Source organism: Roseovarius halophilus (ex Wu et al. 2025) (assembly GCF_047086965.1).
Genome location: NZ_JBKOTX010000010.1, coordinates 13,510 through 29,275, shown reverse-complemented (window position 1 = coordinate 29,275; position 15,766 = coordinate 13,510). Strand labels below are relative to the sequence as shown.

The window sequence follows — 15,766 nt, the reverse complement described above, 5'->3', positions numbered from 1 at the left end:
CCGCGTTTTTCATTTTCCCCGGACGCGTCGAAACCCGAGGATGCGGCCGCGCGACGGGCCCGGATCGTAGGTCAGGCCGGACGCGGACATGCAATCGACGATGGTCTTGATCACGCTGTCGGGATACTGGCCCGGATGCAGCTCGAGGATCACGTTGCGGACATGGGCCGGCCAAGGTGCGTCGAACAACAGCCGTTCCGCCCCTTCGACATCCATGACGACCATGTCGGGCCGGTATCGTGCCAGCAGGGTGTCGAGCCGCAGGACCGGGACGTTGACAACCGCGCCGGGATCGGACTCCATATCGGCAAGCCGACCTGCCCAGAATGTCTTCTTCCGGTCGAAGGCGATGGGTTCATCGGTGGTCACCGTCCCGACGACCGCACCGTGGACAAGACGCGCCTCACCGAACCCGTTTCTATCAAGATTGCCACGGATTACCGGCAGCATGTCCGGGTTCGCTTCGACGGTGACGACATTCTCGGCGCCGGTCACGCCGGCGCAGACCGCCGAGACATAGCCCAGCCCGCCGCCGAGCTCCAGCACCCGCTGGCCCGCGCGAAGCCGCATGAGGGCCGCGCGCGCCTCGTGCGCCTCGTACCCGGCGCTTGAAAGCTTGTCCGCCAGCTTGCCGCCGAGCATCGCCTCGGGCACGGACAACGTGACACCATTCAACTGAAATTCCGGCATTGCCGAGCGCCTCTCGGTCGTTGATTCTCAGCCCGGCGGGGCGTACACCACCATCACCAAAGAACGGGGCGGCGGCAATGCAGCTATTTGTCGGGCTCGGCAATCCGGGCGCGAAATACGAACGGAACCGGCACAATATCGGGTTCATGGCGCTTGACCGGATCGCGGCGGATCACGGGTTCGCCGCGTGGCGGCAAAGATTTCAGGGGCAGCTTGCCGAGGGCCGGCTGGACGGCGACAAGATGCTGCTGCTCAAGCCGCAGACCTACATGAACCTGTCGGGGCAATCCGTGGGCGAAGCGATGCGTTTCTTCAAACTCGGCCCCGACGACGTGACCGTGTTCCACGACGAGCTTGACCTTGCCCCCGGGAAAGTGCGGGTGAAGCAGGGCGGCGGACATGCCGGCCATAACGGGCTGCGCTCGATCCATCAGCATATCGGCGCGGATTACCGGCGGGTCCGGCTGGGTATCGGACATCCCGGGCGCAAGGAACTCGTCAGCCATTATGTTCTGCAGGATTTCGCAAAGGCGGATGCCGAGTGGCTGGATGACATGTTGCGCGGTATCGGCGATGGCGCGCCGGCACTGGCGGCGGGCCGAACGGACCGCTTCATGAACGCCGTCGCGCAGCAGACAGGCACGCCGCGCGCCGGCAAAACCGAAAGCCCTGCCCGGCCATCCCGAGAAAAGGCGCCGGAAACCCCGCCGGAGCCCGAGCCGGACGACCGCACCCCGCTGCAGAAACTGGTCGATAAGTTCCGCTGACGCCGCCTTGCCTTGCGCGTCGCGAGGTGCTTTGACTGCAGTCAGAGGAACACCGGATGCGCACTTTCGTGAAATGGGGCCTGCGGGCCGGATTGCTGCTGATCCTCGCCGGTGCCGTTGTCGGGCTCTGGAAGCGCGAGGAAATCATGCGGCTGCTGGCCGTGAACACGCTGTTCGAGAGCGACCGCATCGTTGAAAACTTCTCGAACATGCGGCGGGCGTTCCTGACGGCGCCCGTTCCGCGCGGCGACGGCCCCGTGACGGCCCTGCCCCCCGGCAAGGGGATCGCTTTGCCCGAAGATGTGCGGAAATGGACGCAGGACCGCGCGCTGACCTCGCTGCTGGTGCTGCACGAGGGGCGTATCGTGTTCGAGGACTATTACCTTGGCACCGGTGCATCGGATCGTCGGATAAGCTGGTCAATGGCCAAGAGTTACCTTTCCGCCCTGTTCGGCATCATGACCGCCGAACGGGCGTTCGCATCACTGGACGACCCGGTGACGGCCTATGCGCCACAACTGGCCGGCAGCGCCTACGACGGCGCGACGATCCGCAACGTGTTGCAGATGACCAGCGGCGTCGCCTTCGACGAGGACTACCTCGACTACCATTCCGACATCAACCGCATGGGCCGTGTGCTGGCTTTGGGCGGCACGATGGACGGGTTCGCCGCCGGGCTGACGGGCCGTGCGGCCGCGCCCGGGGAGCGATGGAAGTACGTCTCGATCGACACCCATGTGCTGGCCATGATCATCCGCGGCGCGACGGGCCGCGATCTGCCGTCCCTGCTGTCAGAAAAGGTGATTGCGCCGTTGGGGCTGGAACGCAGCCCGTATTACATCACGGATGGCGAAGGCGTCGCCTTCGCGCTCGGCGGGCTCAACATGACAACACGCGATTACGCGCGGTTCGGGCTGATGTTCGAGCGGATGGGCGCCCTTGGGGGTCAGCAGATCGTACCGCGGGACTGGGTCGCCGCCTCGACCCGCGCGAGCGCCCCCACGCAACCGGGCGAGACCGGGTATGGCTATCAATGGTGGATACCCGCGAACGCCCCGGCGGGGGTTTTCATGGCGCGGGGCATCTACGGGCAATACATCTACATAGATCAAAACCGGGACATCGTGATCATCGTCACCGCGGCGGACATGGGTTTCAGGGGTGCGGGCGTGCACGACATGAACGTGTCGATGATGCGCCGCATCGCGCGGCTGCCGTGACGGGTTGATCCCCGTCCACGGGCGCTATTTACTGACAGGGCGAGACAACCGGACAGGGATGCGGCGATGGCCTTTATCGCGATGAACCGTTTCAAGGTACGTTCAGGCTGGGAAGACAGGTTCGAAACCATGTGGGCCGAACGCGAGAGCCATCTCGCGACGGTCCCGGGCTTTCGCGAGTTCCGGCTGCTCAAGGGCCCCGAGGGGGACGGGTTTCGCCTGTATTCCAGCCATGTCGTCTGGCAGGACCGCGACGCATTCGATGCCTGGACAAGATCACAGGCATTTCGCGACGCGCACAAGGACGCGGGCAATGCAACGACACGGGATGCCCTGCTCGGCCCGCCGGATTTCGAGGGCTTCGACACCGTCCTCCATGAAACCTGCTAAAGTTCCGGCGCCGCGCCGACACGTATATCCCGACCCCAACCCGAAGGAGGCCACGACATGATTGCGAAGGACAGATCGATAAACGTCCTTGGTGGCGCGCTTGAACTCTGCTCCGGTGACCCCGTGACCGGCTTCTTCCGCGACGGTCACTGCAACACCTGCGCCGAGGATCACGGCAGCCACACGGTGTGCGCCCAGATGACCGCCGAGTTCCTTGCCTATTCCAAGTACGTCGGCAACGACCTCAGCAACCCGCGACCGGAATTCGGTTTCGCCGGGCTCAAGCCGGGTGATCAATGGTGTCTGTGCGCCGCCCGCTTCCTGCAGGCGCATGACGAGGGCTGCGCACCGCGCGTAAGGCTGGGCGCGACGCATGAAAGGGCGCTTGAAATCGTTCCGCTGGAGGTATTGAAAAGCCATGCCTGCGACGATGATTGACACGTCCGGCAAGCCCGGCGCGTAATGGCCGTGCTTGGTCCGCGTTTCTATCCCCTTCAGGCCTTGATACGGCGTCTCGGCCGGTCGGACACATCGCTGACGCAGGCCGCCGACAGCGTCGAGGAGCTGTCCCCCGAGAGCGAGGAAACCCCGCCGCGGGTGATCGCCCTGCCCGGCCAGCCGGACCGGGCGCGCGCATCGTCGGGCGCGGCGCCGTTGCGGGACGAGCTCGCGCTGCTGTTCTCGCGCCGGTCGGTTCATGCCCCCGTGATCCGCTACAGTTTCAATGACTGTCTCGTGCGTCCCGATGGCGTCGACTCGCCCCGGATGCGCCATGCAGTCGGGGCGCGGTTGGGGATCGCCCCCGTCAACGGGCCCATCGACCGGGCGGAAACCGGGCATTTCTGCATGACCCATGTCAGCCGCGCCTATTTCGGCCACTGGCTTCAGGATGCCTGCGCAACCGCCCTGCTGGCACCGCGCGGCGCGCCCGTTTTCATGGATGCGCTTTCCGGCACGACACATGGCCCGGCCTATCTCGATGCATTCGGCATAACCCCGCGGCAAACCGCCGCCTGCCACGTCGGGCGCCTGCATCTGTACCAGGATTACGCGCAGGGCCCATCGAAACGCGAACGCTATGCCGGAATGCGCGCAAGCCTCGCCCGCGCTTTCCCCGGCGACGGCACGGGCGCGGAGGGCCTGTACATACGGCGGGGACAATCAGGCCAATCACGCCTGATCGACGGCGAAGAGGCGCTGATCGAGAGGCTGACGCGGGCGGGCTTCGAGGTGCTCGACATCACGAAGGCCGATCTTGCCACCATCCAGCGGCGCTGCCGCGATGCGCGCATCGCCGTCAGCATCGAAGGCAGTCACCTGAGCCACCTGCAATTCGCGATGCCCGAGGGCGCCTGCATCATCGCGCTGATGCCGAGCGACCGCGTCAGCGCCCTTCAGGCAGGGTATGCCCACGCCGCCGGGCTGCGCTTCGGCGTGCTGATGGCTGACCCGGGCCCAGAGGGCTACCGCGTCGACGCGGACGAGTTGATGGCCACCATCGACAAGGCGGACGCGGCGATCTAGCCCGCCGGCCTTATTGCGCGTCGTCCATGTCGAACCCGAGGTGGCGCGCGACCGTGTAGATATCCTTGTCCCCCCGGCCGCACATGTTCATGCAGAGCAGGTGATCACGGGGCAGTTCAGGGGCGATCTTCATGACGTGGGCCAGCGCGTGACTGGGCTCAAGGGCGGGGATGATGCCTTCCTTCTCGCAGGAAAGCTGAAACGCCTCGAGCGCCTCCTTGTCGGTGATCGACACGTATTGCGCGCGCCCGATATCGTGAAGCCATGAATGTTCGGGCCCGATGCCGGGATAATCGAGACCGGCCGAGATCGAGTATCCTTCAAGGATCTGGCCGTCATCATCCTGCAGCAAGTAGGTCCGGTTGCCGTGCAGCACCCCGGGCCGGCCGCCCGTCAGCGACGCACAGTGTTCCATGTCATCGTTGACACCCTTGCCGGCGGCCTCGATCCCGATGATGTCGACATCCTTGTCATCGAGAAACGGATAGAAAAGCCCCATCGCATTGGACCCGCCGCCAATCGCGGCGATCACGGTATCAGGCAGGCGGCCTTCGGCCTCCAGCATCTGTTCGCGTGTCTCCTTGCCGATGATCGACTGGAAATCCCGGACCATGGCCGGGTAAGGATGCGGACCGGCGACCGTTCCGATGCAGTAGAACGTGTCACGCACATTGGTGACCCAATCGCGCAGCGCGTCGTTCATGGCGTCCTTCAGCGTGCCGCGCCCGCTGGTGACGGGCACCACCTCGGCCCCCAGCAGCCGCATCCGAAAGACGTTTGGACGCTGTCGTTCAACGTCGTGCGCGCCCATGTAGACTACGCATTTCAAGCCGAACTTGGCGCAGACGGTGGCCGTTGCCACGCCGTGCTGTCCGGCCCCGGTTTCGGCGATGATACGCTCCTTGCCCATCCGGCGCGCAAGGATGATCTGCCCCAGCACGTTATTGATCTTGTGCGCGCCCGTATGGTTCAACTCATCGCGCTTGAGGTAGATCTTCGCGCCACCCAGATGCTCGGTCAGCCGCTCCGCGTGATAAAGGGGAGATGGGCGGCCCACGTAATGCGTCCACAGATCATGCATTTCGTCCCAGAAGCTTTGGTCCGTCTTGGCCTTCTCGTACTGCTCCTCCAGCTCCAGGATGAGCGGCATGAGCGTTTCGCTGACGAAGCGCCCGCCGAACTTGCCGAAGCGACCCTTTTCGTCGGGGCCCGTCATGAAGGAATTGAAAAGGTCGTTCATGGCAAATCCTTCCCATCTTGATCTGTGCCTCAATATGTGACAGCAGCAGGATTTTCCAGCGAAAAGCGGCTTGGACGGCTAGAGAACCCGCATGGCGTAAAGGCGGCCCCAAAGGTCTTTCTCGCCCAGCAGGTAGGGCTGGAACGGCGGGGACATCCCGGCCAGTTCCCACGTGCCCGCCTTCGTCAGATCATCCATGACCTGCGGGAATCCCTGCTCTTCGTAGGTGGCCTCGATCAGGTTGAACACGCCGATACCGCCGGCCCGCGTAAGGCGGGCGAGTTCGTGAAGGCTGTGCGCCGGCGCGTGGCCCGGCCCGAAGGACCCGACACAGGCGAAGCCGGCGAAGGCCTCATCCTTGAATGGCAACGGCTTGCCCAGTTCGGCCTCGATCAGGCTGTCATAAACACCCCGCCCTTCGGCGATCCGCAGCATGTCGGGCGACAGGTCGCATCCGGTCAGCGGCCCGTATCCCAGCACGTTCAGCGTCTCGCCGACAAGCCCCGTGCCACACCCCGCATCCAGAACCGGGCCATCGCGGTCGCCCATGTACCGGGCGAAAAAGCCCGCGGCCAGCGATGGCAGGCGGAAACCCTTTTTCAGATTGTCCGCCTCGTAGCTCACCGCCCAGCCGTCATAGATCTCCCGCGATTCCTCGGGCGATGTCGCGCCATAGACGTGGTCCAGATCATCGGTGGTGGCGTTCATGCGACAGCTCCTGCTTTCTATTCAACCAATTGGACCTTGGGAACGGCCGGTCCCGCGATCAGGTCCGCACAGCCGAAACGAAGGCCTGCATCAGGGCCGAATCCTTGACTCCGGGCGCGCTTTCCACGCCGGAGGACACATCGACCTGCCGGGCCCCCGTCCGCGCGATCGCCGCGGCCACGTTGTCGGGCGTCAAACCGCCGGCAAGCATCCACGGCACACGCCACCGTCGCGCAGCAATGAGCGACCAATCGAACGCCAGCGCATTGCCGCCGGGCCGGTCGGCGCCCTCGGGGGGCTTGGCATCGACCAGCAATTGATCCACGACATCGGAATACGTGTCGATTTGCGGCAGATCCTCGGGGCCCGCGACCCCGAGCGCCTTCATCACGGGCACCGCGTAACGGGACCGCACCGCGGCCACCCTTTCGGGGCTTTCGCTGCCGTGAAGCTGAAGCATGTCCACGGGCACCGCGTCGGTCAGCGCGTCCAGCATCGCGTCATCCGCGTCCACGGTCAGGACGACCTTGGTAATGCCCTCGGGGACGGCCGACAACATGAAGGCCGCGTCCTCAAGCACCAGATGACGCGGCGATCTGGGGAAAAAGACGAATCCTAGATAGGACGCCCCTGCGAGAATGGCCGCGGGTATGTCCGCAGGCTCGGTCAGCCCGCAAATCTTGACCTTCACGCCGCTCGTCATGCTGGCACTCTGCCTCATCCGGCGTCGTCAAGCAGGGCCAGCACATCGTCCTTGCCCTTGTTCCGCTCACCCTTGAGGCGTTTCACCTCGGCCCGCAGACTGGACAGTTCACGCGCCTGACGCGCGGCCGCGGCGCGTTCCTTGGCTTCCCGCAGCCACTCCCATATGAGGCCCAGTATCAGACCGGCAAGGATACCGCCGAAAATGACGACGAACAGCGGCACTTCGTAGGCCGGGTTCACCGCGACAAGCCCCGACAGCTCATCGGGCCAGACCCTGACCTTGACGGTGGCCCGGTTGGCCAGCGCGACAAGGATCAGGGCCAGCGCGAAGATGGCAATGGACGCATACCTGACATACCGCATCATGATTTCCCGTTCAGCCGGTCACGAAGGAGCTTGCCCGTCTTGAAGAAGGGCACGTGCTTTTCCTCGACATACACGCTTTCGCCCGTGCGTGGATTGCGACCGGTGCGCGCATCCCGCTTCTTCACCGAGAATGCACCGAAACCACGCAGTTCCACCCGGTTGCCGTTCGCCATCGCATTGGTGATCTCGTTGAAGATCGTGTTCACGATCCGCTCGACATCACGTTGATACAAGTGCGGATTTTCGTCGGCAATCTTCTGAATCAGTTCCGATCGGATCATCAGCTGTCTCCCCCCGGGTGGCCGTCTGGTGCGACTGTTATGTGTTTTGGTCCACCAAAGTATAGATACAAATCGGAAAAACCGAAATAGCCAGCCCGGAGGGCAAGGGCGGAAAATCAGGCAAGAGTCGATACTTGTGCGATCACAGGAATGGCGCGGGCGGTTAATTGACACCAATACCGAATGCCGCGCCGTGCGCGTCTTGATGCGGTGGCCATTGATTCGGCATTCTTACGCGAGGCCAGATCGCGTTTGGCGGATGGCGTCACGGGTGTTAGCGTCAGGTATCGATAACGCCTCGTTTGCCGCGCCCCTGGCAATCGGTCATTCTGCAAACTCCGCGGGGCTCTAAGCCTCTGAAGATGGTGAACAATGGTTTTCCGGGAAGATTGCGACATGCCTATCAACCCAACGGCGCGACGCGGCGCGCGCAGACTGGCCCGTTCCGCCTGAACCGTGAAGCCGCAGCCGGATGAATTGGCAACCACTGTGGAATGATGGGTGGATCGTGGCGGCGCACGCCGTGGCAGCACTGGGTGCGATGGGTTTGGGCGCCGTTCAGTTCCTGCTGCCGAAAGGGACAATCTCCCACCGGATGATCGGGCGGGTCTGGGTCACCTTGATGGCAATCGTGGCTGTCGCGAGTCTCTGGATACACGAATTCCGGATGATCGGCGCGTTCTCGGCGATCCACCTTTTGTCACTTCTGACCCTCGCCGTTCTGGTCCACGCCATTCGTGCCGCACGGCAGCGCCGCATTCGCGCCCATCGGAACGCCATGATACAGCCTTACCTCCTGGCCGTGATCCTGACCGGGCTTTTCACGCTGTTGCCCGGCCGCACGATGCATGCGGTGCTGTTCGGGCCATGAAAAACGGCCCCGCCACAGGTTGACGGGGCCGCCTTTTTCCTTTCCAGCAGGCCGTGGCCTACTTGTCCTCTTCGTCGCCCTTCAGCGCTGCGCCAAGGATATCGCCCAGCGACGCGCCGGAATCCGAGCTGCCGTATTGTTCGACCGCCTCTTTTTCCTCGGCGATCTCGCGGGCCTTGATCGACAGGCCCAGACGGCGCGACTTGGAGTCAACGTTGGTCACGCGAACGTCGATCTTGTCGCCGACCGAGAACCGGTCAGGACGCTGTTCGGAGCGATCACGGCTGAGATCCGAGCGGCGGATGAAGGATTTCATGCCCTCGTATTCCACCTCGATCCCGCCATCCTCGATCGCGGTCACTTCGACGGTGATGATCGACCCGCGCTTCACGCCGCCGACGGCCTCGGCGAACTTGTCGCCGCCAAGCGCCTTGATTGAAAGCGAGATGCGCTCTTTCTCCACATCCACTTCAGAAACGACGGCTTTCACGACGTCGCCCTTCTTGTAGTTCTGGATCGCATCCTCGCCACGCTCGTCCCAGCTGATATCCGACAGGTGTACCATACCGTCGATCTCGCCTTCGAGCCCGATGAACAGCCCGAACTCGGTGATGTTCTTGACTTCGCCTTTGACTTCGGTGCCCTCGGGATGGGTTTCGGCGAACACTTCCCACGGGTTGCGCATGGTCTGCTTGAGCCCCAGCGAGACACGGCGTTTCGCCTGGTCGATCTCCAGGACCATCACCTCGACTTCCTGCGAGGTCGAGACGATCTTGCCCGGATGGACGTTCTTCTTGGTCCAGGACATTTCGCTGACGTGGACCAGCCCCTCGACGCCCGGCTCCAGCTCCACGAAGGCGCCGTAATCGGTGATGTTGGTCACGCGGCCGGTGTGGACGCTGTTCAGCGGGTACTTGGCGGCGACCAGATCCCACGGATCCTCCTGCAGCTGTTTCATGCCGAGGCTGATGCGGTGGGTTTCCTTGTTGATCTTGATGACCTGAACCTTGACGGTTTCCCCGATCGACAGGATCTCGGACGGATGGTTGACGCGGCGCCATGCCATGTCGGTGACGTGCAGCAGCCCGTCGACACCGCCGAGGTCCACGAAGGCCCCGTACTCGGTGATATTCTTGACCACGCCCTCAACCGTCTGGCCTTCGGTCAGGTTGGCGATGACCTCGGCACGCTGTTCGGCGCGGCTTTCCTCGAGGATCGCGCGGCGCGACACGACGATGTTGCCACGGCGGCGGTCCATCTTGAGGATCTGGAAGGGCTGCTTGAGGCCCATCAGCGGACCGGCGTCCCGTACCGGGCGCACGTCGACCTGGCTGCCGGGCAGGAAGGCCACGGCACCGCCCAGATCGACGGTGAAGCCGCCCTTGACGCGGCCGAAGATCGCGCCCTCGACGCGCTGATCGTCGGCATAAGCCTTTTCGAGCCGGTCCCAGGCTTCTTCACGGCGGGCCATCTCGCGCGAGATGACGGCTTCGCCGCGGGCGTTCTCGGCGGAGCGCAGGTAAACCTCGACCTCGTCGCCCACTTCGATTTCGGGCTGTTCACCGGGATTCGCGAATTCCTTGAGATCGACGCGGCCTTCCATCTTGTAGCCAACGTCGATGATGGCTTGGCCAGCCTCGACCGAGATGACCTTGCCCTTGACGACAGAGCCCTCGGTGGGCGTGTCCATTTCGAAGCTTTCGTTGAGGAGGGCTTCGAATTCCTCCATCGATGTGTTTTGAGCCATGTGGCGTTCAGTTCCTTTGCACTTTACTATTCCGGCCGCGCGGTTGTTTCCGCAGGTCTTGGGATTTCGTTGGTCAGGCGGGCCTCAAAACAAATAGGGCCGGTTAGCCCGACCCTGCCCGTTTCTGCCTGCCCTGTGACGGTTTCCGCCTTATCGACGGGCGTTCTATAGTCTCATGAACGGCGGGAATCAAGCGCAAAGAGCCCCGGTGGCGGCCCGGCGCCGGTGCCGAGGGTGGCGGTTCAGGCGTCCTTGCGGGCGGCGACGATCTCGACGGCGCGCGCGACCGCATCCTCGATGCCAAGGTCCGACGTGTCCAGAACGACAGCGTCCGCCGCCGGCTTCAACGGCGCGGCGGCGCGGGCGCTGTCCTGTGCGTCGCGCGCCCGCAGGTCCGAAAGAACTTCACCGTAGTCCACGTCATGGCCGTTGTCGACGAGTTCGCGGTAACGGCGCGTCGCCCGCACCTCGTCGGAGGCCGTGACGAACAGTTTCACCTCGGCCTCGGGGCAGATCACGGTGCCGATGTCGCGACCATCGAGCACGGCACCGCCCGCGCGCCGGGCAAACGCGCGCTGGAAATCGACGAGGGCCTTGCGCACTTCGGGCACGGCGGCCACGTGGCTCGCCGCCTGGGCAACGTCCGGGGTGCGCAGGTCAGCCGCCTCAAGGTCCCGGGGTGAAAGGGCTTTCGCGGCTTCCACGGCATCCGTGCCATCCAGCGTGCGCCGCCCCGTGGCACGGTAGAGCAGACCCGTATCCAGATGCGCCAGCCCGAAATGCGCCGCGACCGCCCTTGATATGGTGCCTTTGCCCGCCGCCGCGGGGCCGTCTACTGCGACCGTGAATGCCATGAAACCGCCTTCTGCGTCTGCACGTTCCTCTTCCTAGAGGACGCGCGCCATGCGCTCAAGCCGAGCGTTCGGGAATGATTGAGGCCTGGAGCGGGTAACGGGAATCGAACCCGTAACTTAAGCTTGGGAAGCTCGCGTGATACCTTTTCACCATACCCGCTCGTGAGACTGGGCAGATATTGAATCCGCCGGGCGAGGTCAAGATCATTGGCGGTTTTTCCTGCACGGCGCGACTGCCGGCGGGCGGGGGTCAGGCGGCAAATGCGGGGTCTGCAAGGCATCCGCGGCGCCGCGGTATCGCGTCGGTGCCGGCACGCGCCCCGATCACCGGCCCGGCCGGGCACACCGGCAGGTACCGGGCGCCCTTGGCGGGGCGCCCGATTCCGCGGGTCATTGCGTCGAATCGCCCAGATGGTCCGACGTGAACAGCATGTCCGGGCCGCCCCCCACGTGGCAGGCGATGCAGCCCTGATTGGCCCCCTTGGCGACGCGGCCGGCAAGCGCCATGCCCTTGGGGTTCTTGTCCAGGGACCCGTCGGGCAGGTACTTGGCCCAGAACCAGTCGGCATTGTCCGGATCGTAGCCGTCTTCACGGCGGAACATCACCGTGACGGCGCCCAGATGCGTGTCGGGATCGGCCAGCACGTCATTGGCGCTGACACCTTCGGGCCCGTAATTGCGCTTGACGACAAGATCGCCTGTATGGCCCCCGACCGTGGCGGTGGTATAAAAGGTCTCGAGCATCATGCCGTGCGGCGCGACCCCGGCATACGGAAATGACCGAACCATGCCGTCGCCGGCGAGGTTCATTTCCTCCATCGCCGTCCAGACCTGCTCGGCATACGCCGTGTCGGCCTCGGTGCCGAACGGGGCGTCCTGCGCCAGAGCGCCCCCCGCCGTCAGCGACAGCGCCGCAAATGCTTGTGCCAAATTCCTGAAAAATGTCATCGGATGCTCCCCTCATTCGCCTGTGACGGGCCAAGCCTAGCCGGAATCGCGCTCAACCGCGGTCAAATCCGGATCACGTCATCGTGTTGCCCAGGCGTTTGACCGAGATGCCCGGGACAGGCGAGCATGTCGACCATGGGTTTGGCCGTCTTCTTCCTGATCGTGACCGCCGTGAGCAGCACGCCGGCGCCCGCGCAGCCGGCCGACGGGCTGTGCGTGCGCAACGCCTCGGCGCACCGTCACCTGTTCGCGGTGGAGGCCCCGGGCACGGTGCGCCGCGTGGCGCCGCTGGCCGCCGGGGGTACGCTTTGTGTCACGGGCGCCGATCCGGGCAGCACCGGGCGCGTCTGGGTCTACGAGGACGCGGAGGCGTTCGAGGGGTGCGGGCGGCTGGTGCCCGTCGGCCGCACGGAGGACATGCGCAAGTATGTCGAGTTCGACCGCTGTTTCTGGAGTTCGAACAGCTAGTGGTCGGCACCTGACACAGGATGCCCGTCCGACGGCAGGCTTGAGGTCAGCCGGCACGTGGTCCGAGTGGAAATAACAGGGGACGCTAGCCAGCCCGGAGCGGACATTGGGCACAAGCCGTGCGATGGTCAGACCGCGGGATGGCGATCGGCCCTTCCGAGCGATGCGCTTAATCCCACCAAACCCGCAGAGCATCCAAACGGTGCGCCAAGCCACACCAAATCGCCAGCCCGGGGGCGCGGTCTGGCGATCGCGCGGCGCCTTTGGCGCTGTTCGCGCGCGCGGTTGGCAATGAAGGGCTCTCAGCGCAAGTTGGCGCGACAAGATGGGCCGAGGACGGGGATTGACCCAAATTTGCCCCCCTCCCGACGCAAGGCCGGCGCCCGGACCTTTGTCGGCCGGGGGCGGCACACCAGCGGCGAGCCGGGAAACTTGCGTCAGGCACGGAAAGCTAGCGTCGGGACATGGGCGACCGATCCGCGGGCGTTACCGGGCTCCGAGGCCTGCTTTTACTGCAGGGCAGCATTGCAGGCGGGACCATTGTGCAAGTGCAGCATTCGCTTATCTTGTCGGCATCACAGCGCACCCCGTCACGGTGCCAACACGGGAGGCAGCAATGCCCGACAAAGCACGCATGGATGTCGCGACATTCGGCAGGGTCAACCCGAGGAAAGGGTGGCGCCGTATCCTCGACAGCCTCGCTGACCGCGCGGCGCAACGGGCGCGCTACCGCAAGACGGTTGCGGAGCTGCAAGCGCTGACCGACCGCGACCTCGCCGATTTCGGCTATCACCGCAGCGAGATCCCGCATATCGCGCGGGCCGCCGCCGGGCTGGCCTGACCGCGCGGCGCCGGTCACCCGTCGCGCGTCAGGCCCGGCGCCGTCGGCGCCGCCGGCCACCATCCTCGCTGCCATCTCCGCCCGTGTTGAACACGGGGGCCGGCAGCGGCGTCACCTTGTGCAGTTCCGGGAACGGGTCGGTCTTGTGCGGGATGGCGTTGGCGGCCACGAAATGCTCCTGGAATTTCGGCTCGATCGCGGTTTCCACCTTGGTGATCGCGCGCACTGTGCGCTCGATCTCGGCCCGGGCAGCGATGTTGCACAGCGCGATACGCGCCCCGGTGCCGGCGGCGTTGCCCGCGCTTGTCACCTTGTCGAGCGGCGCATCGGGGATCATGCCCAGAACCATCGCGTGCAGGGGCGAGATATGCGCCCCGAAGGCCCCGGCCAGCACCACGCGATCCACCCTGTCGACGCCGCGTTCGTCCATCAGCAGCCGCGCGCCCGCGTAAAGCGCGGACTTGGCAAGCTGGATCGCGCGGATGTCGCCCTGCGTCACGGCGATACGCGGGCCGCCCTCGGCCGTGCCGTCATGGACAAGGTAGGCGTTGGTGCGTCCCTCGGCGACACAGCGGTCGGTGCCGGTCTGCGCGGCAGACCCGATCAGGCCGCTTTCGTCCAGCAGCCCGGCGATGCGCATCTCGGCCACCGCCTCGATGATGCCGGACCCGCAGATGCCGGTGATCCCGATCGCGGCGGTGCCCTCGGCGAAGCCGTCCTCGTCCGACCACTTGTCGCAGCCGATCACGCGGAAGCGCGGTTCCTTGGTGTCGGGGTCGATGCGGATGGCCTCGATCGCGCCGGGCGCGGCGCGCTGCCCCGAGGAGATCTGCGCCCCCTCGAAGGCCGGGCCGGTGGGCGAGGAACAGGCCAGCACGCGGGACTTGTCGCCCAGGATGATCTCGGCATTTGTGCCGACATCCACGATCAGCGCCAGGTCCTCGGATTTGCCCGGCTCCTCGGACAGGGCCACGGCGGCGCAATCGGCGCCCACATGGCCCGCGATGCAGGGCAGGATGTAGCTGCGCGCGCGCGGATTGATCGCCCCGAGGCCCAGATCGCGGGCATTCATCGTGATGCTTTCCGACGTGGCCAGCGCGAAGGGCGCCTGCCCCAGTTCCACCGGGTCGATCCCCAGCAGCAGGTGGTGCATGACCGGATTGCAGACGAACACGGTTTCCACGATCAGCCGCGGGTCGATCCCCGCCTCCTTGGCGATTTCGACCGACAGCGTGTCGATGGCATCGCGCACGGCGGCCGTCATTTCCCGGTCGCCGCCGGGGTTCATCATCGCGTAGCTCACCCGGCTCATGAGGTCCTCGCCGAACCGGATCTGCGGGTTCATGATGCCCGAGCTTGCCGCGACCTCGCCGGTTTCGAGATCCGTGAGGTGCGCGGCCACCGTCGTCGAGCCGAGGTCGATGGCCAGCCCGTAAATCCCGGATTCGTGCAGGCCCGGCCAGATTTCCAGAACCTGCGCCACGTCCTCGTCATGCGAGCGATTGAGCGCGACGGTCACGCGGAACTTGCCCTTGCGCAGCACGGTCTGCAGCCGGGGCAGCAGCGTAACATCGGCGCGGATATCCGGGATGTCCCATTCGCGCCGGAGCGCGCGGGCCAGCCGCTCCAGATCGCCGGTGGGTTCGTGCATGTCGGGCTCGTCCACCTCGACGAAATAGAGCCGCGTGGCCGGGTCCATGTCGATCACCCGGGCCGAGGCGGCCTTGCGCACCACCTGTTTGTGCACCTGGCTTTCGGCGGGCACGTCGATCACCACGTCGCCCATGATCTGCGCCTGGCAGCCCAGCCGGCGGCCCGGTTTCAGCCCGCGTTTCCGGTCGTACCGTTCCTCGACCGCGTTCCAGTCCGACAGCGCGTCGTCGCGCACCGTCACGCCGTGCTTGGCAAACTCGCCATAGCCCGGCGTCACCTGGCACTTGGAGCAGATGCCGCGCCCGCCGCAGACCGAATCAAGGTCGACGCCCAGTTGCCGGGCGGCCGTGAGCACGGGCGTGCCGCGGGCAAAGCGCCCGCGCTTGCCGGACGGCGTGAAAACGACGAGGGGATCGCTGGACATGGCACACTATCCTGACACTGACTGGCTTCTCTGGTCTGAACATAAGATGCCATTCAGCGCGAAACATTC

The 15,766-nt window shown here is 65.1% G+C and carries 18 protein-coding genes and 1 tRNA gene; 8 read left to right on the top strand and 11 right to left on the bottom strand.

Translation table 11 applies throughout. From position 1 onward, the window contains the following. Positions 1–9: 9 nt before the first annotated feature. Positions 10–690, bottom strand: a complete 681-nt coding sequence (locus tag ACH107_RS03440; RefSeq protein WP_412504653.1) for an FkbM family methyltransferase — start codon at positions 688–690, stop codon at positions 10–12. Positions 691–767: 77 nt separating this feature from the next. On the opposite strand from ACH107_RS03440, the gene pth reads away from it, so the two are divergent. From pth to ACH107_RS03415, 5 genes are all read left to right on the top strand, one after another. Continuing rightward, positions 768–1,457, top strand: a complete 690-nt coding sequence (gene pth, locus ACH107_RS03435; protein ID WP_412504652.1) for an aminoacyl-tRNA hydrolase — start codon at positions 768–770, stop codon at positions 1,455–1,457. Between the two features lie 56 nt (positions 1,458–1,513). Continuing rightward, complete coding sequence (locus ACH107_RS03430) at positions 1,514–2,677, top strand: serine hydrolase domain-containing protein (protein ID WP_412504651.1); 1,164 nt, start codon at positions 1,514–1,516, stop codon at positions 2,675–2,677. A 66-nt stretch (positions 2,678–2,743) separates the two neighbouring features. Continuing rightward, positions 2,744–3,067, top strand: coding sequence for an antibiotic biosynthesis monooxygenase family protein (locus ACH107_RS03425; protein ID WP_412504650.1), 324 nt, complete (start codon positions 2,744–2,746; stop codon positions 3,065–3,067). Positions 3,068–3,124: 57 nt separating this feature from the next. Next, positions 3,125–3,505, top strand: a complete 381-nt coding sequence (locus ACH107_RS03420) for a DUF2237 family protein (protein ID WP_412504649.1) — start codon at positions 3,125–3,127, stop codon at positions 3,503–3,505. A 24-nt stretch (positions 3,506–3,529) separates the two neighbouring features. Continuing rightward, positions 3,530–4,591 carry a glycosyltransferase family 61 protein gene (locus ACH107_RS03415; protein WP_412504648.1) on the top strand — a complete coding sequence of 354 codons (1,062 nt, stop codon included), beginning with the start codon at positions 3,530–3,532 and terminating at the stop codon, positions 4,589–4,591. 10 nt (positions 4,592–4,601) lie between these two features. Here ACH107_RS03415 and trpB read toward each other — a convergent pair whose 3' ends face one another. The 5 genes from trpB to ihfB form a co-directional block, all read right to left on the bottom strand. Then, positions 4,602–5,831 (bottom strand): tryptophan synthase subunit beta, encoded by a 1,230-nt coding sequence (gene trpB, locus ACH107_RS03410; RefSeq protein ID WP_412504647.1) that lies wholly within the window; start codon positions 5,829–5,831, stop codon positions 4,602–4,604. A 78-nt stretch (positions 5,832–5,909) separates the two neighbouring features. After that, positions 5,910–6,539 carry a class I SAM-dependent DNA methyltransferase gene (locus ACH107_RS03405; protein ID WP_412504646.1) on the bottom strand — a complete coding sequence of 210 codons (630 nt, stop codon included), beginning with the start codon at positions 6,537–6,539 and terminating at the stop codon, positions 5,910–5,912. Between the two features lie 58 nt (positions 6,540–6,597). After that, positions 6,598–7,242, bottom strand: coding sequence for a phosphoribosylanthranilate isomerase (locus ACH107_RS03400; protein WP_412504645.1), 645 nt, complete (start codon positions 7,240–7,242; stop codon positions 6,598–6,600). 14 nt (positions 7,243–7,256) lie between these two features. Beyond that, positions 7,257–7,607, bottom strand: a complete 351-nt coding sequence (locus tag ACH107_RS03395; protein ID WP_412504644.1) for a DUF1049 domain-containing protein — start codon at positions 7,605–7,607, stop codon at positions 7,257–7,259. After that, positions 7,607–7,891: an integration host factor subunit beta gene (gene ihfB, locus ACH107_RS03390; protein ID WP_412504643.1), complete on the bottom strand. Its 285-nt coding sequence runs from the start codon at positions 7,889–7,891 to the stop codon at positions 7,607–7,609. Before ihfB ends, ACH107_RS03395 begins: the two co-directional genes overlap by 1 nt. A 508-nt stretch (positions 7,892–8,399) precedes the next feature. On the opposite strand from ihfB, the gene ACH107_RS03385 reads away from it, so the two are divergent. After that, positions 8,400–8,762 carry a DUF2306 domain-containing protein gene (locus ACH107_RS03385; RefSeq protein ID WP_412504642.1) on the top strand — a complete coding sequence of 121 codons (363 nt, stop codon included), beginning with the start codon at positions 8,400–8,402 and terminating at the stop codon, positions 8,760–8,762. Positions 8,763–8,820: 58 nt separating this feature from the next. Here ACH107_RS03385 and rpsA read toward each other — a convergent pair whose 3' ends face one another. The 4 genes from rpsA to ACH107_RS03365 form a co-directional block, all read right to left on the bottom strand. Further along, positions 8,821–10,509, bottom strand: coding sequence for a 30S ribosomal protein S1 (gene rpsA / locus ACH107_RS03380; protein WP_412504641.1), 1,689 nt, complete (start codon positions 10,507–10,509; stop codon positions 8,821–8,823). Positions 10,510–10,751: 242 nt separating this feature from the next. Next, the gene (gene cmk, locus ACH107_RS03375; RefSeq protein ID WP_412504640.1) at positions 10,752–11,363 is read right to left on the bottom strand and encodes a (d)CMP kinase; all 612 of its coding nucleotides are present in this window, start codon (positions 11,361–11,363) and stop codon (positions 10,752–10,754) included. Positions 11,364–11,449: 86 nt separating this feature from the next. Next, a tRNA-Gly gene (locus ACH107_RS03370) sits at positions 11,450–11,523 on the bottom strand. Positions 11,524–11,753: 230 nt separating this feature from the next. Further along, positions 11,754–12,311 carry a hypothetical protein gene (locus ACH107_RS03365; RefSeq protein ID WP_412504639.1) on the bottom strand — a complete coding sequence of 186 codons (558 nt, stop codon included), beginning with the start codon at positions 12,309–12,311 and terminating at the stop codon, positions 11,754–11,756. A gap of 126 nt (positions 12,312–12,437) precedes the next feature. Between ACH107_RS03365 and ACH107_RS03360 the strand changes: the two genes are divergently transcribed. After that, entirely contained in the window at positions 12,438–12,779 is a 342-nt protein-coding gene (locus ACH107_RS03360) for a hypothetical protein (RefSeq protein WP_412504638.1), read from the top strand. Between the two features lie 616 nt (positions 12,780–13,395). After that, complete coding sequence (locus ACH107_RS03355) at positions 13,396–13,620, top strand: DUF1127 domain-containing protein (protein WP_412504637.1); 225 nt, start codon at positions 13,396–13,398, stop codon at positions 13,618–13,620. 28 nt (positions 13,621–13,648) lie between these two features. On the opposite strand, the gene ACH107_RS03350 is transcribed toward ACH107_RS03355, so the two are convergent. Then, positions 13,649–15,697, bottom strand: a complete 2,049-nt coding sequence (locus tag ACH107_RS03350; protein ID WP_412504636.1) for an ASKHA domain-containing protein — start codon at positions 15,695–15,697, stop codon at positions 13,649–13,651. Positions 15,698–15,766 lie beyond the last annotated feature (69 nt).